Raw genomic sequence first — 20,925 nt, forward strand, 5'->3', positions numbered from 1 at the left:
GCCCGGCGAAGGCCGGTTATGAAAAGAGCAGGCCTCCGTTGATGTCGATGTTCGCGCCCGTAATGAAAGCAGCGGCGTCTGAGGCCAGATAGGCGACCAGATTGGCGACATCTTCAGATGTGCCTTCGCGTTTAAGCGGCGTGGCGCCGGCCACGTTGGTCCGCACTTCGCTTTTTGTGAAGACATTGTGAAAATCGGTGTCGATCATGCCCGGGCAAACCGAATTTACCCGGATGTCCGGCCCCAGTTCTTTGGCCAATCCACGCGTCATCGTCATGACCGCACCCTTCGAGGCCGCATAGGCGACCGCGCCTGGGCCACCCCCGTCACGCCCCGCCTGACTCGCAAACCCGACGATCGCGCCGCCTTTTTTCATATGCGGCAACACGGCCTGAACAGTGCGAGCAAAAGAAGTGGTGTTCAGGTCCATGACATGGCACCAATGTTCCATATCCATCTCAGACAGGGTCTTCCGGGCCAGCAATCCGCCGGTCACGTGGGCAAGAATGTCGATCCGAGGTCCGAATGTCGCGATAGTCTCCGAGATCAGCCTTTCCACATCTGCACCGGAGGTCATGTCGCCCTGTATGGCAATCGCCTTACCTCCGGCAGCCGTTATTTCCTGAACCGCCGATTCCGCACCCGAAGATGAGCTGTGATAGTTGATCGCGATCGACGCTCCAGCCTTGGCCAGTTTCATGACGCAGGCGCGGCCAATGTCCCGTCCGCCGCCGGTTACGATCGCAACCTTCCCTGCCAGTTCCATGTTCGGGCCAATCTGTTCAGCGTTCAATTCGGTCATTTTCTTGCCCCCTTGGCTCCCCGGTCATCCAGTCAGTGCGCCCGTTTTGGTCTTTGAGCCTTAACGAGCATTCAGCCGTGTTGCCTATTGTAGTCGACTAGGATACTAGTATTGTCAACAAATTTGTTTGGGAGCCACAAAAGGCTTCGCACGGCCCGTGCTAAATGGATTGGCTGGAGATACATTGAGGAGTATCGGAGGGAGAGGCCTAGTGGCCCAGAATGCCGCCGGTGTTGGTCACGCGCAGAAAAAGGCAGGAAATGCAAAGTATTACGGATAAAATCGAGCGGCGCACAACCACTGACATCGTATATGAGAGTTTGTACGAGGCGATCGTTTCACTGGAAATTCTGCCGGGAACAAAACTGTCCGAAGCAGATATTGCAAAAAAGTTCGAAGTGTCGAGGCAGCCGGTCCGCGATGCTTTCAACAGGCTTGAGGCGCAGGATTTGCTGCTGATCCGACCACAGAAAGCCACGCGGGTACGTAGTTTTTCCATGGAACGGATCGGTCATGCGCGCTTTGTTCGCCTCTCGGTCGAGTTGGAAGTGGTGCGCGCTGCATGTCGGAACTGGAAGCCCGAATATTCGAAGCTGCTGGAGGACAATCTCAAGCAGCAGAAAGACGTCGTTTCAAGGAACGAAGCCGAGAAGTTCCATCAGCTCGACTATGACTTTCACCGGCTGATTTGTGAGTTGAGCGGCAACCCGCTGGCCTTCAACACGATTCAGGAATGCAAAAGAAAGATCGACCGCCTTTGCGTTCTAAGCCTTGGGCGCGAGAGCGAGGCCGACATTCTGGTTCGGGATCATGTTGAGCTGGCAAAAGCGCTGGCAGACCGCGACGAGGCGACTGCGACCGAGATGATACGCCGCCATCTGGGCCGCATCGACAAGACCATCGAGGAGGTTCACTCGAAACATGCCGAGTATTTCGAATAAATTGAACGCCGCCAACTGACTAAGGACCTCGCATTATGACCAAGAGCTATCCGATTGTATCACCTGCCTCAGGTGTCACGCGCCAGGTTTTGGCGAATAATGAAGACCTCATGATGGTTTCATTCCGGTTTGAAGAAGGTGCCGAAGGCGTGTTGCACGACCATCCGCATGTGCAGTCGACATTTGTGCGGTCCGGGCGGTTCAACTTTGTCATCGGAGATCAGGAGCGAGCGTTGGAACCCGGTGACAGCCTGATTATTCCGTCCGGTGTAAGCCATGGTTGTGTTTGCCTGGCTGCCGGAGAGTTGATCGACTGCTTCACGCCCAGGCGGGACGATTTTCTGTAAGGCGTTTTCCGTCCGCGCCATGACCTTTGGCCACGTTCTGCGCATTGAGGCAGGGTAGTCTATTTTCGGTGGGTCGGGCAGGGCGACGCCATATTCTGCGTTAGAAATAGGATCAATGACGGGCGACGCCGCAGCTCAGGTTAGGAATTGCGTATCTCGCGGGCTGATCCGATGCCGAGGATCAGGTCGGCGCATCGTTCGCCCAGCATCATGGCAGGTGCGTTTGTATTGCCGGCGTTGATGTCGGGCACGGCTGACATGTCGCACACCCGCAAGCTCTCAATTCCGCGCACGCGCATCCTGGCGTCCAGCACGGCCATTCCGTCGCCGTCCCGGCCCATTTTGGCAGTGCCCGCCGGGTGATAGTTGGTTTTTACGAATCGCTTGCAATGTGCTCGTAGCGTCTGGTCGTCGTCCGCTGTGGGAATGACGATTTCGCGAACCCTTTGAGCAAGCGGGCCCGAAGTGAATGCCCGGCGAAAGAACCGCTGCCCCCGGATCATCTCCTGCATGTCGTCTTCATGCTTCAGAAGGTTGGGCGAGACCACTGGCATGGTGTGAGGATCGGCCGAGCGAAGCCGGACCTCTCCGCGTGATTTCGGTTTGACCACGACGGTCGTAACGGTCAGGCCAAAGTCATCCTGCACCTCGTCCAGAGCGTCGCGATCCAGATAAACAATTGGCACGCAAAAAGCTTGAATGGTTGGTTCTCCATCAGGAATCGACGGATTGACAAACGCGCCGGCTTCGACTCCGGCGGAAGTCACCGGTCCGCTGCCGAACAGTTTGAACTGGATGCCGTTGCGAAGCATCCGCCAGCCCTCACCTTGTTTGAAGTATCCGTAGGGACCGTTGGCAAAGGCGGTAATTGGAACTTCGGGGTGGTCGATCAGGTTCTGGCCAACCCCAGGCAATGGGCAGATCACGGGAATACCGTGATCGGCAAGATGTGCATCGGGTCCGATGCCTGATAGCATTAGGATTTTTGGCGTCACCAGAGCGCCCGCCGCAACGACAACTTCACCATCGCACCGGACCGTGTGGGCTCCGCGTTTGTCTCGGTACTGCACGCCGACGGCCTTATCGTTTTCGATGATGACTTTGCTGACCGTTGCGCCAAGCTGGATGGTCAAGTTCGGGTTCGTCTCGAGAGGGGCGAGAAACGCATAGGCAGACGAACTGCGCTTACCGGCGCGATTGGTGAACTGATAGAACCCGACACCGCGCTGCGTTGCGCCGTTAAAGTCCGTGTTGAATGGTTCGCCAAGGGCCTGCACCGACTGAACAAACCAACGTGACATGTCGTCGATATGCCCCGGATCCGAGACCTGCACCGGACCGTTGCTGCCATGCAGGTCATTGTGAAGCCTGTTATTGTCTTCCATTCTACGGAAGTAGGGCAGCACATCATCCCATCCCCAGCCGACCCCGTCGTTGGTCTGTCGTAGCAGGTCGTCCCACGCGTCATAATCAGAAGGGCGGCCGCGCATATAGACCTGGGCATTCACAGACGACCCGCCACCCAGCACGTTGGCCTGCGGAATGTCATGCACGCGACCGTCCAGGTGGTCCTGCGGTTCGGTCTGGTGGTAGGTCATGAACTTGGACCCGTTGATCATCTTGAAGATACCCGGCGGCATGTCCAGCAACGGATGGCGGTGCGAATGCCCGGCCTCCAGCACCAGAACCCTGCACTTGCCCTGGTTGACCAGTCGCGCTGCAGCGGCTGCGCCGGCAGAGCCGCCGCCGATGACGATATGATCGAAGGTTTCCGTCATGAGTTCGCCTTCAGGCCCGGCGTTTGGGTTCGCTGATCGAGTCGCGCTCCACCAGTTCGCATTCAAGCTTCACGAGAGGGTGTCGCTGACCATCCGTCGGACCGTGGAACAACTGTTCGATGACCCAGCGTCCCATCGCCCTAGTTGGAAGGATCATCGAGGTCAGGGGGGGCGACAGGTGTCGCGCGGTTTCGTCATCGTCAAATCCGATGACCGAGATGTCTTCGGGGATGGATAGGCCAAGTTCCTTGAGCGCCTCATAGCAGCCGATCGCCATTCGGTCATTCTGACAGAAAATGGCGGTTGGCGGAGAGGGCAGGTCCATCAATTCGCGCGTGGCAGCATAGCCTGCGCTGGGCAGCCAGTTGCCCTCGATGACCAAATCCTCGTCAAATGGGATGTCGGCGGAAGCAAGGGCGTTTCTGTACCCGGTCGTTCGCCCTGCGGCGCATTCCATGAACGGCTCACCGGTGATGGTGGCGATTCGTTTGTGCCCCGCCTTGATCAGGGCGTTGGTCGCCGTATGTCCAGCAGCGACTTCGCCGGGGATCACCGCAGGAAAAGAGAGGTCGTCGCAAAAGCAGTTCAGCAGCAGAACCGGGGTTGCGGTCTGCCTGAGTATTTCCGGAACGACCACCCGCCGGGTGAAAACGGTTGCGTAAATGATGCCCGCAACATGTTGGTCGAGGAAATACCTAAGCGTTCTGGGTTCGACCTCGGGGTCGTTTTGGGTTTCTGCCAGCAATACAAGATTTCCCGTGTCCCGAACGGCCTGTTTCACGCCATTAAACGCGTTTACCATTTCGGGGCTCGACGCCAGATCGTCCACGACAAAAGCGATGGTGCCGTCTAACGCCGAGGGTCGAGGCGCGCTGTCCTGGGGTTTCCTGAGTTGAGAGGGCATGGCGTATCCAAGCGTGTTGGCGGCATCCAGGACTCTTTGCTTTGTGTCCTCGGAGATTTTGACGGAATCGTTCTTGTTTAGAACCAGCGATACTGTCGTCTGTGAGCACCCGGCGACGCGTGCAATATCATGCATCGTTATGCGCTGCCGGCCCGCGACTCGTCCCACGCCCCTGTGCTGCCCGGTCTTGTTCGCTTGATCGTTCATCGCTCAACCTTTTTGTTCGCTTCCTTTTTATCGACTATGCGGAGGACACGCAACTAATATTAGTGAATAGTAATTAATATTAGTGTTGACGAAATAATATTATTAGTGTTTTGATCGGCAGTGCGGTCGCCAATGTGGTCTGACCGAGCAAACGCGGGAGGCGAAATTGCGGTCTGTGGTGGGGGAGTTGGGTCAGGTGGTTCGGCATTCGATGTTCATCGATGGCCGCTTTACCGACTCTGACGCGGACACGGTTGGTGTCGAGAACCCTGCAAATGAAGAGATCGTTGCGCAAGTTCCAGATGGCGGTGCCGCTCATGCGGATGCGGCCGTCGAGGCGGCCCATCGTGCTTTTGGCTCGTGGTCCTCGCGCCCGGCGATCGAGCGGGCGCGACTGGTTCAGCGGTTGGCCGAAGCCATCCGGATTGACGCCGGGCGTCTGGCAGCCTTGATCACGGTCGAGCAGGGCAAGCCGATCACGCAGGCCCGAAGTGAAGTTGATGCTGCTGTTACCTTTCTTTGCCATGCGGCTGAAGAGGCCCGGAGGATTTCGGGTGACATAGTGGCTTCGGACAACAAGTCCGAGGAAATCCAGATCCGGCGTCATCCTTATGGCGTTGTTGTTGCGTTGACGGCCTGGAACTATCCGTTGGCATTGGCCGCCAGGAAAGTCGGGCCTGCGCTGGTCGCGGGCAACACTGTCGTTCTGTTGGGGCACGAAATCACGCCGCTGTCCGGTCTCGCGATCGCCGAGCTTGCCGAAAAGGTCGGGTTTCCGCCCGGTGTTCTGAATGTTCTGACAGGCAAGGGGCCGGTGGTAGGGCAGCGGTTGGTCGAACACCCCGATACCTCACTGATCACAATGACCGGCAGTACGCGCGCCGGCAAAGAGATTTTTCGCGCCGCGGCCGACCGGATCAAGGTTGTCCGGCTCGAGCTTGGCGGCAAGGCTCCGTTCATCGTGATGGAGGATGCGGATATTGACGCTGCTGTTTCGGCCGCCATTGCCGCCCGGTTTGCCAATTGCGGCCAGATTTGCACCTGCAACGAGCGTATGTATCTACATCGCGGCATTGCGGATCAATTTCTTGAAAAATTCGTGTCTGCGGCCTGCGCTTTGTCGATCGGGGATCCGATGGAGGACTGCGATCTGGGTCCCAAAGTAAGCAAGGCCGAGGTGTCCAAGGTCGACGAAATCATCAAGCGCAGCATCACGGAAGGTGCCACGGTCCATCTGGAAGGCGGCCCCCTGTTGGACAGCGCGCACCGCAAAGGACACTGGATGTCCCCGACGGTTCTCGAGGTCTCCGACAACGGCAATGCCGCGATGCAAGAGGAGGTATTTGGCCCTGTGGCGACAGCCATGCGAGTCGAAGATTTTGATCAGGCGATAGACGTAGCGAATGACACATCATTCGGGCTGTCTGCCTATCTCTTTACGGCATCGCACCGGCGATTGATGGAGGCCCCGAGCCGTTTGAAGTTCGGCGAATTGTACCTGAACCGCTCCAATGGTGAGGCCGTACAGGGATTTCACACCGGTTGGGGTTTGTCCGGGGTTGGGGGCGAAGACGGCGCGTATGGCTTCGATGGCTATCTGAGGAAACAGACGACTTACATGAATTGGGCATGACCTAAAACTCGCGGTCAAAACGGAGGCGACCGCACCAATGGAGGAGGAATAACCATGAAACGCAGAACTCTTTTGATCTCGACGGTTGTCGCAGGTGCGCTGTTGGGCACCACGGTGATCGCGCAGGATCTGCCACCGCTTGAGCAGAAGGATCGCTACAAGGTCGGCTTTGCGCAGATGGAGTCGAACAATCCGTGGCGCATTGCCGAGACAAAATCGTTCCATGATACGGCCGAGGCCTGTGGCTGGGACCTTATCGCGACGGATGCGGCCGGATCTGCGGCCAAGCAGGTTGCGGATGTGGACAGCATGATCGCCCAAGGCATCGACGTTCTGTTTCTGCCCCCGCGGGAAGAAAAGCCGTTGATCCCAGCCGTTATGAAAGCACGCGCCGCCGGCATTCCCACTTTTCTCGTGGACCGCTCGGTTGATCCGGCCGTCGCCAAGCCAGGCGAGCATTTCGTAGCATTCCTGGGATCGGACTTCATTGATCAAGGCAACCGGGCCGCACAGTGGCTGATGGAGAATTTCGACGGCGACAATGGCGTCATCGTCCAGTTGGAGGGCACGACTGGTTCTTCACCTGCAAATGACCGCAAAAAAGGTTTCGACGACGCGATTGCAGCGGATGACCGCTTTGAGATCGTGGCTTCTCAGACCGGTGACTTTGCGCGCGACCTGGGTCGTCAGGTGATGGAAACCCTGCTGCAGGCGCACCCCGATGTGAACGTGGTCTACGCCCACAATGACGAGATGGCGATCGGTGCGATCCAGGCTCTGGAACTGGCCGGCCGCAAGCCCGGCGAGGACGTGACCATCGTTTCGATCGACGGGACACGCGATGCACTTCAGGCTATTATCGATGGCAAGATGGGGGTGACGGTGGAAAGCTCGCCCTTCTTCGGACCTCTGGCTTGTGAAGTCATGAATAAATACGCAGCTGGCGAGACGATCCCGGAATGGGTGAAAGTCGAAGATCGCATCTTTACCAAGGACAATGCGGCCGATCACATCGACGAAGCCTATTGATTCTCCCTGGTGGGTGGTGCTGGCCTGTGGTCGGCGCCGCCTGCAAGCAATCGGAGGAAGACATCTCATGAATGCGCTCGTCTCGATGTCGGGAATTGAAAAGTCGTTTGCCGGCGTACCGGCACTTAGCCAGGCCAACCTGGAAATCGCGCCCGGCGAGGTTCATGCGCTGATCGGCCAGAACGGTGCCGGAAAATCGACGATGATCAAGGTTCTGACCGGAGTTTACGATCGGGATGCCGGCGACGTTCATCTGGCGGGTGTGCCGAGCCGCATCTCCACTCCGCGCGAAGCGCAGGAATCCGGAATTGCCACCATCTATCAAGAGCTCAACCTGGTACCGCTGCGGTCAGTGACTGAAAACATCATCATGGGGTACGAGCCCAAACGTCTCGGCTTTCTGGTCGACTGGCGCGAGGGCAACAGGCGCGCACGCGAGGTGCTTACGCGCTTTGGCATAGATATCGACGTGACCGAGCCGCTAGGAAATTTCTCGACAGCGATCCAGCAGTTGGTTGCAATTGCGCGGGCTGTTTCGCTGGATGCGAAACTTGTCATCATGGACGAACCTACGTCGTCGCTGGATGCCAGCGAAGTCGAGGTGCTGTTCGGTGTTGTGCGCGAGTTGAAGAAACAGGGCGTGTCTGTTCTTTATGTTTCGCATTTCATCGATGAGCTGTTCCAAATATGCGATCGAGTCACAACGATGCGAGATGGGCGCACCGTCAGCACGCGTAACGTCCAGGACACGACCAAACTGGAAATGATCGCGGACATGCTGGGCCGCAACAAGGATGAGATCGCGGCAGACGGTTTGACGGACTTCGCAGGTGCCAAGGCCAAGAAAGGCGATATCGTTTTGCGGGCGGACTCTGTTTCAACAGGCCCGCGGCTGACGCATTTCGACCTCACGCTCCACCGCGGGGAAATCGTTGGGCTGGGCGGATTGCTGGGCTCTGGCCGGACCGAGGCGGCGCGCGCTTTGTTCGGAGTGGACGGGAAACGCAGCGGCGCAATCGAGTTGCATGGCACGGTCGGTCAACCGTCCGGACCGGGTGACGCGATCGCAAACGGCGTCGGCTTTCTGACCGAAGATCGCAAGGCCGAAGGGATCGTTCCAGACATGTCTGTGCGCGAGAACATGACGCTGGCCCTGCTGCCGAAACTGGCCAGCCGTGGTCAGATCGACTTTGCCCGCGAGCGCGAGATCGTTCAGGCCTTTATCGACGATCTGGGCATCAAGGCGGCGCATATGGACCAACCCATTCGAGAACTGTCCGGTGGCAACCAGCAAAAGGTGCTGCTTGCCCGTTGGCTGGCGACGCAGCCCGACATCCTGATACTCGACGAGCCGACCCGAGGCGTGGATGTTGGCGCCAAGCGAGAGATCCAATCGTTCATTCGGTCTTATGTCGAGAAGGGGTTTGGTGTCGTCCTCATCAGTTCGGAATTCGAAGAACTGGTGGAAGGCGCTGACCGCATCGTTGTCATGCACGAGGGACGCTCGGTCAAGGAACTGACCAACCCCGGGGTCACCGAGAACATACTGGTGCGCGCGCTTGCGCATCATGAAGAAGGAACTGGTTCATGGACCGCGCAATGAAGTTGCCGCAACGGGTCGCATCAATGCCCTTCCGCTTTCACGGCGGCATCGCCGCGTTGGTCGCCCTATTAGTATTCAACGCGTTTTTCACACCTAATTTCCTGCAACTGCAAACCCTGTTCGTAAATATCAGCCAGGTCGCTACGATCGCCATCGTGGCCATGGGGATGACGCTGGTAATCGCCACGGGTGGGATCGATCTGTCGGTTGGGGCGGTCATGGCGCTGGCGGGGGCGCTTGCTCCGCTGATCTTTCTGTCGGATCTGGGCGCTGCCAATCCGATGCTAGGCGTCACTTTGGCCATTGTCCTGCCGCTGTTCATTGCGGGGCTATGCGGGGTATTCAACGGCGTGATGGTTGCCGTGTTGAACGTGCAGCCCATTGTTGCGACGCTCATTCTCTTCATCTCTGGTCGCGGTATTGCCCAAGTCTTGACGAACGGGAACCTGCAGACGTTTTCAAACCCTTCATTCAGTTATCTTGGAACTGGTAAAGTGCTTGGTTTGCCGTTCCAGGGCTGGCTGGCGCTGGCCATTGCCTGTGTGCTGTTTTGGGTGATCACCAGAACCACATGGGGCCGTTACCTGTTGGCCATAGGGGGCAATGAACGTGCGGCCTATCTGTCGGGTGGTCCCGTCCGACGGGTCAAGATCGGGGCCTATGTCATCTGCGCGGTGCTTGCGGGCCTAGCCGGTTTGATCGTGGTTGCAATCAACTCGGCCTCGGACGCCGCGCGCAACGGCAATCTGATGGAGCTTGATGCCATCGCGGCCGCGGTTGTTGGCGGGGCTCTTTTGCAAGGCGGGCGAGCGCCGATCTTTGGTGCCATACTGGGTGCCGTCATCATCCAGTTGGTCAAATATACATTGTTGGCCAACGGGGTAGAGGACGAAGTTGCACTGATCGCCAAGGCCGTCATCATTATCCTGGCCGTTTGGGTCCAGCAGTTTCGGAGGGTTTAATCGATGTTGGATGAAACGGCTTTTGACCTGCGAAAATACCTTCGACGTAATTCGGCCTCGGTGACGGTGTGGATCGCACTGCTGGCTTTGATTCTGTTCGGGCTGATGCGCTATGACAACTTTGGCAGCGCCTACAATTTCTCGTCTTTCCTGAATTACAACGCGATGTTCATCGCGATTGCGCTGGGCATGTGTTTTGTGATCATGACCGGCGGGATTGATCTGTCGGTCGGATCCGTGGCGGCGTTTACCTCGGTTGTTGCGGCCTATCTCAGCCCGTATGGGATTCAGGTTGCGTTGCCGGGGGCCGTTCTTGCCGGGGTTGGTTTCGGGGCGATCAACGCCTTTTGCATAATCATCCTTCGGATCCCGCCCTTCATCGCCACGCTGGCCACCATGCTGGCCGCAAAAGGCGGCGCATTGGTGATTTCGGGCGCCCAGACAATTTCGGTCGATTGGGGGTCGAACTTCACCAAGCTTGGCATGGGGCAGGCGTTTGGCATGTTTCCATGGGCAATCGTCATCGTGGCCGGACTGACTCTGGCACTTTGGTTGGTGCTGGAAAGAACAACCATCGGGCGGACCGTCTTGGCGATCGGTGGCAGCGAGGATGCCTCGAACCTCATGGGTCTCAAGGTCAATCGCGCCAAGGCTTTTGTCTACCTGCTGTCGGGGGGCTGTGCGGGGCTGGCCGGAGTCTTTCTGGCCTCGGGTTTTGGAGCTGGGCAACCCCTTGAAGGCATCGGATGGGAATTGTCAGCCATCGCTTCCGTGGTTGTAGGCGGTACTTTGTTGACGGGTGGGATGGGATCGATCCCTGCGACGGTCGCCGGAGCGCTGTTGCTGGGGCTGGTCTTCAACGTTCTAAACTTTGAAAACGGTCAGGGCACCATCAGTTTCAGTGCCTATTGGCAAATGGTCATACGTGGAGGCTTTCTATTTGCGGTCATCCTTTTACAGTCTCGGGTTATTGCTAGGCAGCAGAAGGTCTTAGGTTAATGAATCGCATAGAAAGTGTATCAGCGCGGCTGTTCAACGTTCCGCTCGCCGAAGTCCTAGTCGATGCCAAACATGGGGATCACACGTTTTTTCAATTGATCACTGTCACCATTCAAACCTCTGATGGGGTCGAGGGGGTCGAGGGGGTCGGGTATACCTACACCGGGGGCAAGGGTGGTCATGCCATCTTAGCGATGATCCAGCATGACCTGGCACCGTTCCTTGTTGGACAAGACGCCGAACAGATCGAAAGCCTGTACGATGCCATGCAGTGGCACGTGCACTACGTCGCACGGGGTGGGATCGCCTCGTTTGCCATCTCGGCCGTGGATATTGCACTGTGGGATATTCGCGGCAGAACGCAGAATGCGCCATTGTGGCAGATGGCCGGTGGAGCGTCCAAACGGTGCAAGGCCTATGCCGGCGGGATCGACCTGAATTTCTCGTTGGAGAAACTGCTGCGTCAGACCGAAGGGTACCTTGCGCGTGGGTTCAACGCAGTCAAGATCAAGGTCGGTCAACCAGACCTGGCCGACGATCTTGCACGTGCCCGGGCGGTACGCGAGATGCTGGGGCCGGACCGGTTCTTCATGGTCGATGCGAATTACTCTATGAGTGTCGAACAGGCCATCGTCGCTGCCAGAGGGTTCGCCGACTGCGATATCCTGTGGTTCGAGGAACCGACAATTCCAGACGACTACAAAGGTTATAGCCAAATTGTCGAAGCGACGGGCGTTCCCCTTGCCATGGGTGAAAACCTGCACACCATACACGAATTTGAATACGCCTTTGATGACGCGAAACTGAGTTTTATCCAGCCCGATGCCTCAAACTGCGGTGGAATCACCGGCTGGCTGCGCGTGGCCGCGCTAAGCGCACAGCACGGCATTCCGGTTTGCAGTCATGGGATGCAGGAGCTGCACGTCAGCCTTGTTTCTGCGCAACCCAACGCAGGCTGGCTAGAAGTACACTCATTCCCGATAGACCAGTACACGACCCGTCCACTAGTTGTCGAAGACTGTCTGGCCGTGGCCCCGGATACCCCGGGAACCGGAGTGGAATTCGACTGGGACAAATTGAATGCGGAACACAAGGAGATGCATAGATGACGACCCAGACGATCACTGCCGCATACTACAGAGGTGAGAAGAGCTTTGCAGTAGAGCAAGCCCAAGCGACAGATCCGGGTCCCGGCGAGGCTGCCATTCGTGTTGCCTATTGTGGGATTTGCGGGACGGATATGCACGTCTACCACGGCAACATGGATGCCCGCGTCGGCCTGAACCGGGTGATTGGGCATGAGATGTCAGGTGTGGTCGAAGCGGTGGGCGAGGGCGTCGATACGGTCGAACCCGGCCAGAAGGTCGTTGTCCGACCGCTTGATCACTGCGGAGAATGCCCAGCTTGCAAGCGGGGGCATCAGCATATCTGTCAGAATCTCAAGTTTCTCGGCCTCGACACCGATGGCGCTATGCAAGAGATCTGGACTGTTCCGGCCCACACGTTGCACGTTCTGCCGGATGACTTGCGCATGGATCATGCGGCGCTGATCGAGCCGGTTGCCGTTGCCTGCCACGATGTGCGGCTGTCTGACCTGCAACCTGGAGAGGACGTTGTCGTTATCGGCGGCGGCCCGATTGGCATCCTGGTTGCCATGGTTGCGCGGGACGCGGGTGGAAATGTCGTAATTTCCGAAGTGAATCCGAACCGTCTTGCGATAGCTGAAAAACTTGGCTTTGACACGATCAACCCAATCGAAACCGATCTGGTGTCCACAATCAACGCGCGCACGGGCGACAAAGGGGCAGATGTAGTTTTCGAAGTGTCGGGAACGCAGCCCGGTGTTGATGCGATGACCGCTGTTGCAGCGACTCGGGCCCGGATCGTAATGGTCGCGATCCATGCTCAAAAGCCCCAGATCGACCTGTTCCAGTTCTTCTGGCGAGAGCTGCAACTGATCGGTGCTCGGGTCTATGAGCCAGAGGATTACGAGAAAGCCATTGCAGTTGTCGCCTCGGGCGGAGTGGACGCGGATGTTGTGATCACGGACGTCAGCCCTCTGGCAGACATCCAGGCCGCGTTCGAAGCACTGGATCGCAGCCCAACCGCAATGAAAAGCCTGATCGAAGTAGGACCGCGTTCATGAGTGTTTTGCAAAGTTTCGACCTGACGGGAAAGACGGCCCTTGTGACCGGGTGCAAACGCGGTATCGGGCGCGGTATGGCCGAAGCATTGGCATCGGCCGGAGCCAATATCATCGGAGTGTCCGCATCGCTCGAGCTGTCTGGCTCGGATGTCGAAAAAGCCGTGACGGCGATGGGACGCAATTTCCGGGCCTACCAATGCGACTTCTCGGATCGCGCCGCGCTGCATGGGTTCATTGATCAGTTGAGGGCCGACGGACAAGCCCCTGATATACTTGTCAACAATGCCGGCACGATCAAACGCAAACCCGCCGCCGAACACCCGGACGACTGGTGGGACGAAGTGATGGAGGTGAACCTGTCCTCGCAGTTCGTTCTGTCACGCGAGATCGGCAAGGACATGCTGGCGCGCGGCTCGGGGAAGATCATCTTCACTGCATCGCTGCTGACATTTCAGGGTGGCATCACCGTTCCGGGCTATGCGGCCTCGAAAGGCGGGATTGGACAGCTGACCAAAGCCTTGGCCAACGAATGGGCCGGGCAGGGCGTAAACGTGAATGCGATCGCGCCTGGCTACATCGCGACCGACAACACCCAAGCCCTGCGGGATGATCCGGTCCGGTCGAAGTCGATCCTGGAACGAACACCCCAAGGCCGTTGGGGTACGCCTGTTGATTTTGCTGGACCGGTGGTCTTTCTGGCCTCCGCTGCGTCGGACTTCGTCAACGGTGAAATCCTTGTAGTCGACGGGGGCTGGATGGGGCGTTAGCACTGCCAACGCTCCATGTGATCCAAGGCATCACGTCCCGATGTAGTGCACCTTCAATCGGCGTGCCTTGGGTGCTTCCCGATGTTCGAACAGGTATAGGCTTTGTACGCGACCCAGCGGAAGCTGCCCCTGTTCGACCGGGATCGATACCTGAGTTTGCGTCAACAGCGCCCGCAGATGCGATGGAGCGTTGTCGTCCTCGGTCGGGCGGTGGTGATACTTGACTGGTGACTTGGGTACGAGTTTCTCGAAGAACGTCTCGATATCCTTGAGCACATCGGGATCGGCATTGGCCTGCACCAATAGCGCGGCACCGGTGTGGACGCACCAAAGGGTCAACAGGCCCGAGACAAATTCGTGTTCGGACACCGCACGCTGCACGATCCCGCTGATGTCTATGAGGGATTTGCCCGGCGTTTCAATGGACAGGTCAAAAAACTCTTGCTTCATCCAGCAGGCCCTTTCCTTGATTTCACGCGAACGCGCCCAGCTTTCTACACCCCATTTGGCATTCAGCAATGGGGATCAAACTTTTGATTTTGAACGCATATTGACTGCACGTTCATGCAAACAGGCTTTTGAACCTGTCCACACACAGACGAAAACCATCTTCGAAATTCCCGTTGCCGGGGTGATAAACGCTTTCGAAAGAAATGACGCCATCATAGCCGTCGGATCTGAGTGCGTCCGCGATGGGTTGGAACAATGGCGCAAGCTGACCTTCCCCCATGCGGCGCACTTCCAGTGTTGCCCGCGGCGTGTCGACCTTTACGTCCTTGATATGAATGTGACCCAGATAGCCGCCGCGCAGTTCTTCATAACCGTCCGGGTATGCCAGTTCATGGCACCAGCAGTTGTTTCCGGGGTCCCACAGCACTTTCAAAGAGTCTTTGGCGTCCAACTCGTCAATCAGCTTTCGGGCTGTATAGTTGGAATTGACCAGCGTGCCGTTTCCGGTTTCCACGACAAGCGTCACGCCCTCAGCTCTTGCCAGTTCAACCGCCGGCGCGATCAGCGGTGGCATCGAGTCCCATACCCCATGCGCTACGTTCCACTTCTCGGCGCCGTTTTTTCCCCACAGTATCTGCTCTTTTCGTTGCGTCATGATCCGAACCAGCGGAGACCCAACAACATGCGCCATGTCGATTACGCGTTTCAAGGCGTCCATATGCCGAGTGTGGAGGTCGTCGCCGGGCCTATTGGCAGCTGTCATCCCCGCAAAGATATGGCGCGACAGACATGACACAGGCTTGCCCCGGTCGCGCAAAAGCGCGTCGATCTCGGCAATTTGCTGCGGGGAATGATCCCCGACCTCCGCATCGCCAACGAATTGAAGCTCTGCATAGTCCAGGCTGAACTCGTCCATCACGTCCACGGCATGCCGCAGATCGCGGGAAATGCCGTCGCAAATTACACCCAATTTCATGTCCGGTCCCCTCAGCGATGCAATTCTGCGCCAACGATCTCTTCGATGACGCGAGTACACACCCAGTTGTCGCCATTCGGGTATTTAGTTTTTCCTGCGTGAAAGATCTGCATTGCGGATGACGCTGTGTGCATGGGAACGCCCAATGCACCGGCGAGTGCCAGCGAGATCGTCAGGTCCTTATGCATGGTTGCGATATGGCTGCCGGTGGCCTCGAACTTGCGATCAATGATGTTTTCAAGGGCGGAATTCACGACGCCGCACCCCGCGCTGGATGAGGAGAAAACATCAAGCAATGCCTGACCGCTGACACCGGCTTTGGCCGCCAGGGCCGCAGCCTCGAATGTGGCGGAAAAGATCGATCCGATCAGGGATTGCAGGCAGGCTTTCACGGTTTGCCCGTCGCCAGCGTTTTCTCCGACTCGATGAATTGTTGCAGACACTGCCTGCATGACTTCGGCGTTTCGGTCCAGCACATCCGCAGCACCGGCAGCCATCATCGTCAATGTGCCGTTCTGCGCGCCGGGAAACCCACCTGAGACCGGCGTGTCGATCAGATGTATGCCCGAGCCTTCCATATCCTGCCCGATGGCGCGGGCTTCGGTCGGGGTAATGGTCGCCGACAGGATGACCGTTCCGCCTTTGGCCATGTTCGCAACCAGCCCGTTTTCACCCAGAATGACATCGCGGGCCTGATCTCCGTTCATCACCATGACAAACACACTGGCGGCGTGTCGACCGACCTGTCCCACGCTGTCCTTGGGTCGGCCGCCCATGTCAGCAAATGCCGTCATGCGCGTCTCGCTCAGGTCGAAACCAGATGTTTCAAAGCCATTCTTGATCAGGTTCTTGGCAAGGCCGCTGCCCATGTCGCCAAGACCTATTACGCCTGCAGTATTCATTTGGGCTCCTCCCGATATTTCGCCGTTGCCGTATGGCAGGCGTTTCGAAAAATGATGCCTAATCGCATCGGTTTTCGCGGGAGTTTCACGCGTCTTGAACAGACGTCGGGCGAGTCCGGAAGACACCCCGCTGCCCGTTTACGTAACGTAAGTAAACGAAGAATGCGGCGCTCAGGCAAGCAAAGAAGTGTTGCGGGCGAAAAGAAACCGCCTGATCCGACGCGTTAGGAGAACGCCGCCATGATGCCGCGCAGTTCCGCAAGCCCGCGCATACGCCCGATCAACGGATAGCCGGGAGTACTGTGTCCACCCAGATCGCTCAGCAGTTCTTGTCCGTGGTCGGGCCGCATCGGAATTTGCAAGTCGCCACGCCCTTGGGATTTGCGGCGGCGCTGTTCGTTCATCAGTTCGCGAATGGTGCCGACCATGTCGGTGTCGCCCTCCAGATGCGAGGCCTCAAAGAAGTCCGGCTTCTGGCTGTCTGATCCGGCGATGCGTTTGGTATTCCGCAGATGGACAAAGTGAATTCGGTCGCCATGCCTGCGCACGAAGTCCGGCCCATCAAATTCGGGGGAGACTCCCAGCGATCCGGTACACAACGTTGCGCCGTTCGCCAGCAAATCAACCGCATCCAGAACGACGCCGTAGTCATCGGTGCTGGACATGATCCGCGGCAGACCAAGCAACGAGAACGGCGGATCATCCGGATGACAGCACAAGCGTAGTTCTAGTTCTTGGGCGACTGGGGCGACCTCTGACAGGAAGTCGATCAGGTTTGCGCGAAGCCGGTCACGATCGATATGTGCATAGGTCTGCAACAAAGCGCGCACGTCCTGCACGCTCCACTGATCATTCGCGCCAGGCAGCCCTGCAGTGACATTGTGTTGCAACTGGGCCTTGGATTCATCCGACATGCGCAAGAAGCGATCCTTGGCCGTTTGCTGGACGACGCTGGAATAGTCTTCGGACGCGCCCGGTCGCTTGAGAATATGTATGTCGAAAACAGCAAAATCGGTCAGGTCGAACAGCATGGCTGTTCCGCCGTGCGGCTGCGGGGCGCGAAGGGCGGTGCGCGTCCAATCCAGGATTGGCATGAAGTTGTAGCAAACGACTTTGATGCCACGGGCGGACAGGGACCTGAGGCTGGACTTATACGCCTGCAGATGTTCAGCCATGTCTGCGGACTGTGTTTTGATCGCCTCGGAGACGGGCAGGCTTTCGACAACGTCCCAACTGTACCCGGCAGTAGCCAGAACTGCCTGCCGATCGGCGATGCTTGGTTCGTCCCAGGGCTGTCCCGGCGGGATGTGATGCAGCGCGGTGACGATGCCCTGAACCCCGACTTGATGGAGAGCGGCCAGGGCGATCGGATCATCGGGTCCGAACCAACGCCAGCATTGTTTCATGGCAGCCATCCTTCATACAGCGGGTGATCGGACCTGATGGGAAGAGCAACGCGCTGCCCGGTGCGCGCCGCGTGATAAATCGCGGTCACAAGGCCGATGGACGCGGCGCCATCCTTCAGCGTAACGGCCGAATTTGCCTCGGACCGCAGCGCCCTGCCGACTTCGGTAAAGAACCCTTCGAAACCTGTTGGCTCGTCAGTGGCGGCTGCAAGGGCCTCGTCGATAGCGGCTTGATTCACAGGGTCTCGCGCGACGAATGTCCAGGGCGTTTGACCCGGGGCATAGGGTTCGGTGCCAGAGGTGGCGGTCACCTTTTCAAAGACGAACCGCAGGCGGGTTTCGTCCGTGGCGGCGCCCAAGGTGATATTGCTTGTGCACAAAGCACCGGAAGTCATGCCAAAACAGATCGCGGCGCAGTCTTCGGTCTCGATCGGGTTGACCCGCGTTGTCGCCATTGCAGACACCCAGGCGATATCACCCGCAATATGAGTCAGCAGATCATGGTTGTGGATGGCATGGCCCAGCACTGCGCCGCCGCGTTCACCGGCCCATGTTCCTCGCCACGGCACTGCGTAATAGTCAGCCCTTCGGGACCAATGAGTTTCAAGCGCGGCAGTTTGGACCGCTCCGGTCAGGCCTGCGCGTTGCAAGTGGCGCAATTGGGCAAGTGACGGGCCCCACCGGTATTGAAACACCGGAAACACCTGCTTGCCCGCGTTGCGTGTGGCTGCCGTGATCCGATCCACATCTTGCATCGAGGTCGCAAGAGGCTTTTCGCAGACAACGTGTTTTCCTGCGGCCAGTGCCGCAAGCGTGGTTGGTACATGCAGATGCGGCGGCAGGCAGATGTCGATGACATCAATCGCCGGATCATCCAGAGCGTCCTGAATGTTGGTTAGTGCTCGAAAATCCGAGTTCTGCCGTATCTGTTCGATCCGGTCCGTATTCTGGTCGACCACGGCGGCTACGCGGAAGGTGCGGTCAAGCCGTTCCAGAGCGTCCAGATGTTGCGCACCGATACCTGCGCCAAGGATCGCAACGTTGATCATCTGCGTTCCGCCATTTCCTGCGCGTGCAGTGCCAGCTCCATGACCGTAAAGCAGTGGGTCTGTGTCATCGCGGTTTCGGTCCGGCTGCGGATGTCATCGGCCAGGCGCGCGAAGTAGGGAAGGCCGGCGTCGGCTGCGTCGATCTTTTGGCAGGTTTCACCATTGACGAGGATCAGATGGTCTGTCCCTGAGGCGCCACCCACATCGACGTATTTCCGCAACTCGATATATCCTTCGGTTCCGAGGATCGTCAGACGACCATCCCCCCAGTTTGGCAAGGCATCCGGCGTGAACCAGTCAACCCGGATGTACCCGGTACCATTCTCGCTTCTTAGATTGAGTTCTCCGAAATCCTGCAATCCGGGATCTTTGGGGTTTGCGTAGTTCGCCACATAAGCGTTCGTGATTTCTGCGGTTTTCGAACCTGTGTAATGCAAGAACTGATCGATTTGATGCGAGGCGATGTCGGTCAGAATGCCGCCATAGCGGTCACGCTGAAAAAACCAATCCGGCCGGGTTGCCCGGTTCAATCGGTGCGGGCCAAGCCCAACCGTCTGGATCACGCGCCCGATGGCACCGGACTCGACCAACTCGGTCGCCCGGGTGCTGACGGGCGTTTCAAATCGTTCGGAAAAATTCACCGACCAGATTCGACCGGTGTCGGCGGCCGCTCGCTTGATCTGGTCGAGTTGCTCGAACGTCGTGCAGCCCGGCTTGTCGCTCATGACATCCATGCCGTTTTGCATGGCGCGGATCGTCAACGCGGCCCTATCTGCCGGTATTGCCGAAATCAGCGCCAGATCCGCCCCACTGGTTAGGGCGTCTTCCAGTCGGGCCAGCCGCGGAATATCGGGAAACCTTTTGACGTAGCCCGGTAGCGTTTCCGGATCGCCTTGTGTCCAGTAGCCAACGCAGTCCGCGCCGATTTTACGCATGTTTTCCGTCATGCCATAGATATGGCGGTGGTCCAGGCCAAGGGCGACGCAGGTCAGGCTCATGAGATGACTCGTGTTTTCTGGCCGGTTCGATTGGCGATCTGCATCGCGTCTATGACGGCGTTGGTCAAAAGGGCACTGCGTCCGGTGGCCATGGGCAGCGTGCCATCGGCAACAGCCTTGGCGAAATCCTCGATGACCGCCTGATGCCAAGCATGGGTGAACGCCATGGGATCGGCCCCTCCGCCTGTGGCGGACGTTTCGCCAACCGTGGATTTATGATCATCGAAAGTCGTTAAGGTCAGGACACCTGACTCCAGATGCGCTTTGGCGCGTGTGCCTCGGATGGTAATGGACTCAGCGGCCCCGGGATATTCGGCAGTAGTCGCCATCATAGTGCCCACTGCGCCGTTATCCATTTCAAAGATTGTACCTGCCCAATCCTCAGCTTCGAGATCGTGTAACGGAGTTTTTCTCATCATGGCTTGAATGTCCGAGATCGGCCCCAGCAGCCACATCGCAAGGTCAAGCGTGTGGATTGCCTGCGAGATCATGACACCGCCTCCGTCGCGCGCATAAGTGCCGCGACCCGGCTCGTCATAGTAGCTCTGATCGCGCCACCAGGGGACACGGATCTCCACCGTGGCGATCGCGCCCAGCTCACCCTGTTCAATGGCTGATTTCAGCGCCTGCGAGGCGGCGCGGGCGCGGTGCTGAAAGACTATGCCCAGCGGCACACCGGATACCTCGCACTGCTCGACGATGGCCGTCGCGGCGCCCAGCGTTCTCTCGATGGGCTTTTCCATCAGGATCGGTTTCGAAGCGCTCGAAAGAACCCGAACCAACTCTGAGCGCTGATCGGGCGGTGTTGCGATGATCGCAAAGTCGACGTTTGGGTCGTCTGCGATTTCCTCGATCGAGCCGAATGCGCGGGTGCCGTTTCGCCGCGCGAACTCAGCTGCTTTTTCAGAGTTGCGCCCGAGGACGCCGGCAAGACTGAGGCCTTGATCCGATGCTTGAATGGCAGCGACATGCGTGCCCGAAACCATCCCCAAACCAATCAGCGCAATATTCATTCATTCCCCCGGA

At 58.0% G+C, this 20,925-nt stretch carries 20 protein-coding genes; 10 read left to right on the top strand and 10 right to left on the bottom strand.

What is annotated here, in order from left to right; all coding sequences use genetic code 11:
• Positions 1 to 16: 16 nt before the first annotated feature.
• Positions 17 to 802, bottom strand: a complete 786-nt coding sequence (locus ACR0AU_RS00220) for an SDR family NAD(P)-dependent oxidoreductase (protein ID WP_480438726.1) — start codon at positions 800 to 802, stop codon at positions 17 to 19.
• Positions 803 to 1,062: 260 nt separating this feature from the next.
• Between ACR0AU_RS00220 and ACR0AU_RS00225 the strand changes: the two genes are divergently transcribed.
• Entirely contained in the window at positions 1,063 to 1,743 is a 681-nt protein-coding gene (locus ACR0AU_RS00225) for a GntR family transcriptional regulator (RefSeq protein WP_170512688.1), read from the top strand.
• 35 nt (positions 1,744 to 1,778) lie between these two features.
• Positions 1,779 to 2,090 (top strand): cupin domain-containing protein, encoded by a 312-nt coding sequence (locus ACR0AU_RS00230; RefSeq protein ID WP_480795126.1) that lies wholly within the window; start codon positions 1,779 to 1,781, stop codon positions 2,088 to 2,090.
• A 140-nt stretch (positions 2,091 to 2,230) separates the two neighbouring features.
• On the opposite strand, the gene ACR0AU_RS00235 is transcribed toward ACR0AU_RS00230, so the two are convergent.
• Both ACR0AU_RS00235 and ACR0AU_RS00240 read right to left on the bottom strand, forming a co-directional pair.
• Positions 2,231 to 3,868 carry a GMC family oxidoreductase gene (locus tag ACR0AU_RS00235; RefSeq protein ID WP_480561289.1) on the bottom strand — a complete coding sequence of 546 codons (1,638 nt, stop codon included), beginning with the start codon at positions 3,866 to 3,868 and terminating at the stop codon, positions 2,231 to 2,233.
• Positions 3,869 to 3,878: 10 nt separating this feature from the next.
• On the bottom strand, positions 3,879 to 4,907 hold the full coding sequence (locus tag ACR0AU_RS00240; RefSeq protein WP_480795127.1) for a LacI family DNA-binding transcriptional regulator: 1,029 nt from the start codon (positions 4,905 to 4,907) through the stop codon (positions 3,879 to 3,881).
• 247 nt (positions 4,908 to 5,154) lie between these two features.
• Between ACR0AU_RS00240 and ACR0AU_RS00245 the strand changes: the two genes are divergently transcribed.
• The 8 genes from ACR0AU_RS00245 to ACR0AU_RS00280 all read left to right on the top strand — a co-directional run bounded on the left by ACR0AU_RS00245 (position 5,155) and on the right by ACR0AU_RS00280 (position 14,118).
• Positions 5,155 to 6,612 carry an aldehyde dehydrogenase family protein gene (locus ACR0AU_RS00245; RefSeq protein WP_480438858.1) on the top strand — a complete coding sequence of 486 codons (1,458 nt, stop codon included), beginning with the start codon at positions 5,155 to 5,157 and terminating at the stop codon, positions 6,610 to 6,612.
• A gap of 54 nt (positions 6,613 to 6,666) precedes the next feature.
• Positions 6,667 to 7,641, top strand: a complete 975-nt coding sequence (locus tag ACR0AU_RS00250) for an ABC transporter substrate-binding protein (RefSeq protein WP_170403556.1) — start codon at positions 6,667 to 6,669, stop codon at positions 7,639 to 7,641.
• A 67-nt stretch (positions 7,642 to 7,708) separates the two neighbouring features.
• A complete protein-coding gene (locus tag ACR0AU_RS00255; protein ID WP_480795128.1) occupies positions 7,709 to 9,244 on the top strand; it encodes a sugar ABC transporter ATP-binding protein in 1,536 nt (511 codons plus the stop codon).
• Complete coding sequence (locus ACR0AU_RS00260; RefSeq protein ID WP_170403552.1) at positions 9,229 to 10,206, top strand: ABC transporter permease; 978 nt, start codon at positions 9,229 to 9,231, stop codon at positions 10,204 to 10,206. The genes ACR0AU_RS00255 and ACR0AU_RS00260 overlap by 16 nt, the downstream gene beginning before the upstream one ends.
• Positions 10,207 to 10,209: 3 nt before the next feature.
• On the top strand, positions 10,210 to 11,205 hold the full coding sequence (locus ACR0AU_RS00265) for an ABC transporter permease (protein WP_170396133.1): 996 nt from the start codon (positions 10,210 to 10,212) through the stop codon (positions 11,203 to 11,205).
• On the top strand, positions 11,205 to 12,314 hold the full coding sequence (locus tag ACR0AU_RS00270) for a mandelate racemase/muconate lactonizing enzyme family protein (protein WP_480795129.1): 1,110 nt from the start codon (positions 11,205 to 11,207) through the stop codon (positions 12,312 to 12,314). The genes ACR0AU_RS00265 and ACR0AU_RS00270 overlap by 1 nt, the downstream gene beginning before the upstream one ends.
• A complete protein-coding gene (locus ACR0AU_RS00275; RefSeq protein WP_170396137.1) occupies positions 12,311 to 13,351 on the top strand; it encodes an alcohol dehydrogenase catalytic domain-containing protein in 1,041 nt (346 codons plus the stop codon). The genes ACR0AU_RS00270 and ACR0AU_RS00275 overlap by 4 nt, the downstream gene beginning before the upstream one ends.
• The gene (locus tag ACR0AU_RS00280) at positions 13,348 to 14,118 is read left to right on the top strand and encodes an SDR family oxidoreductase (protein ID WP_170733469.1); all 771 of its coding nucleotides are present in this window, start codon (positions 13,348 to 13,350) and stop codon (positions 14,116 to 14,118) included. The genes ACR0AU_RS00275 and ACR0AU_RS00280 overlap by 4 nt, the downstream gene beginning before the upstream one ends.
• Positions 14,119 to 14,148: 30 nt before the next feature.
• On the opposite strand, the gene ACR0AU_RS00285 is transcribed toward ACR0AU_RS00280, so the two are convergent.
• From ACR0AU_RS00285 to ACR0AU_RS00315, 7 genes are all read right to left on the bottom strand, one after another.
• On the bottom strand, positions 14,149 to 14,568 hold the full coding sequence (locus ACR0AU_RS00285; protein ID WP_170733468.1) for a secondary thiamine-phosphate synthase enzyme YjbQ: 420 nt from the start codon (positions 14,566 to 14,568) through the stop codon (positions 14,149 to 14,151).
• Between the two features lie 112 nt (positions 14,569 to 14,680).
• Positions 14,681 to 15,544, bottom strand: a complete 864-nt coding sequence (locus tag ACR0AU_RS00290) for a sugar phosphate isomerase/epimerase family protein (RefSeq protein WP_170733467.1) — start codon at positions 15,542 to 15,544, stop codon at positions 14,681 to 14,683.
• A gap of 11 nt (positions 15,545 to 15,555) precedes the next feature.
• Positions 15,556 to 16,446 (bottom strand): NAD(P)-dependent oxidoreductase, encoded by an 891-nt coding sequence (locus ACR0AU_RS00295; protein WP_170733466.1) that lies wholly within the window; start codon positions 16,444 to 16,446, stop codon positions 15,556 to 15,558.
• 224 nt (positions 16,447 to 16,670) lie between these two features.
• Positions 16,671 to 17,852, bottom strand: a complete 1,182-nt coding sequence (gene uxuA, locus ACR0AU_RS00300; protein WP_170733465.1) for a mannonate dehydratase — start codon at positions 17,850 to 17,852, stop codon at positions 16,671 to 16,673.
• A complete protein-coding gene (locus tag ACR0AU_RS00305; RefSeq protein WP_480795130.1) occupies positions 17,849 to 18,901 on the bottom strand; it encodes a Gfo/Idh/MocA family protein in 1,053 nt (350 codons plus the stop codon). The genes uxuA and ACR0AU_RS00305 overlap by 4 nt, the downstream gene beginning before the upstream one ends.
• Positions 18,898 to 19,899, bottom strand: a complete 1,002-nt coding sequence (locus tag ACR0AU_RS00310; protein WP_170733463.1) for a Gfo/Idh/MocA family protein — start codon at positions 19,897 to 19,899, stop codon at positions 18,898 to 18,900. The genes ACR0AU_RS00305 and ACR0AU_RS00310 overlap by 4 nt, the downstream gene beginning before the upstream one ends.
• Positions 19,896 to 20,912: a Gfo/Idh/MocA family protein gene (locus tag ACR0AU_RS00315; RefSeq protein WP_170733462.1), complete on the bottom strand. Its 1,017-nt coding sequence runs from the start codon at positions 20,910 to 20,912 to the stop codon at positions 19,896 to 19,898. The genes ACR0AU_RS00310 and ACR0AU_RS00315 overlap by 4 nt, the downstream gene beginning before the upstream one ends.
• Positions 20,913 to 20,925: the final 13 nt, after the last annotated feature.

The sequence above is a fragment of the Ruegeria sp. CG1 genome (assembly GCF_056537265.1).

Coding starts and splice junctions, on each gene's coding strand:
- ACR0AU_RS00230 (WP_480795126.1), top strand. CDS start 1,779: ATGACCAAGAGCTATCCGATTGTATCACCTGCCTCAGGTGTCACGCGC.
- ACR0AU_RS00260 (WP_170403552.1), top strand. CDS start 9,229: ATGGACCGCGCAATGAAGTTGCCGCAACGGGTCGCATCAATGCCCTTC.
- ACR0AU_RS00220 (WP_480438726.1), bottom strand. CDS start 802: ATGACCGAATTGAACGCTGAACAGATTGGCCCGAACATGGAACTGGCA.
- ACR0AU_RS00250 (WP_170403556.1), top strand. CDS start 6,667: ATGAAACGCAGAACTCTTTTGATCTCGACGGTTGTCGCAGGTGCGCTG.
- ACR0AU_RS00290 (WP_170733467.1), bottom strand. CDS start 15,544: ATGAAATTGGGTGTAATTTGCGACGGCATTTCCCGCGATCTGCGGCAT.
- ACR0AU_RS00275 (WP_170396137.1), top strand. CDS start 12,311: ATGACGACCCAGACGATCACTGCCGCATACTACAGAGGTGAGAAGAGC.
- ACR0AU_RS00240 (WP_480795127.1), bottom strand. CDS start 4,907: ATGCATGATATTGCACGCGTCGCCGGGTGCTCACAGACGACAGTATCG.
- ACR0AU_RS00280 (WP_170733469.1), top strand. CDS start 13,348: ATGAGTGTTTTGCAAAGTTTCGACCTGACGGGAAAGACGGCCCTTGTG.
- ACR0AU_RS00305 (WP_480795130.1), bottom strand. CDS start 18,901: ATGATCAACGTTGCGATCCTTGGCGCAGGTATCGGTGCGCAACATCTG.
- ACR0AU_RS00270 (WP_480795129.1), top strand. CDS start 11,205: ATGAATCGCATAGAAAGTGTATCAGCGCGGCTGTTCAACGTTCCGCTC.
- ACR0AU_RS00235 (WP_480561289.1), bottom strand. CDS start 3,868: ATGACGGAAACCTTCGATCATATCGTCATCGGCGGCGGCTCTGCCGGC.
- ACR0AU_RS00265 (WP_170396133.1), top strand. CDS start 10,210: ATGTTGGATGAAACGGCTTTTGACCTGCGAAAATACCTTCGACGTAAT.
- ACR0AU_RS00295 (WP_170733466.1), bottom strand. CDS start 16,446: ATGAATACTGCAGGCGTAATAGGTCTTGGCGACATGGGCAGCGGCCTT.
- ACR0AU_RS00225 (WP_170512688.1), top strand. CDS start 1,063: ATGCAAAGTATTACGGATAAAATCGAGCGGCGCACAACCACTGACATC.
- ACR0AU_RS00255 (WP_480795128.1), top strand. CDS start 7,709: ATGAATGCGCTCGTCTCGATGTCGGGAATTGAAAAGTCGTTTGCCGGC.
- ACR0AU_RS00285 (WP_170733468.1), bottom strand. CDS start 14,568: ATGAAGCAAGAGTTTTTTGACCTGTCCATTGAAACGCCGGGCAAATCC.
- ACR0AU_RS00310 (WP_170733463.1), bottom strand. CDS start 19,899: ATGAGCCTGACCTGCGTCGCCCTTGGCCTGGACCACCGCCATATCTAT.
- ACR0AU_RS00315 (WP_170733462.1), bottom strand. CDS start 20,912: ATGAATATTGCGCTGATTGGTTTGGGGATGGTTTCGGGCACGCATGTC.
- uxuA (WP_170733465.1), bottom strand. CDS start 17,852: ATGAAACAATGCTGGCGTTGGTTCGGACCCGATGATCCGATCGCCCTG.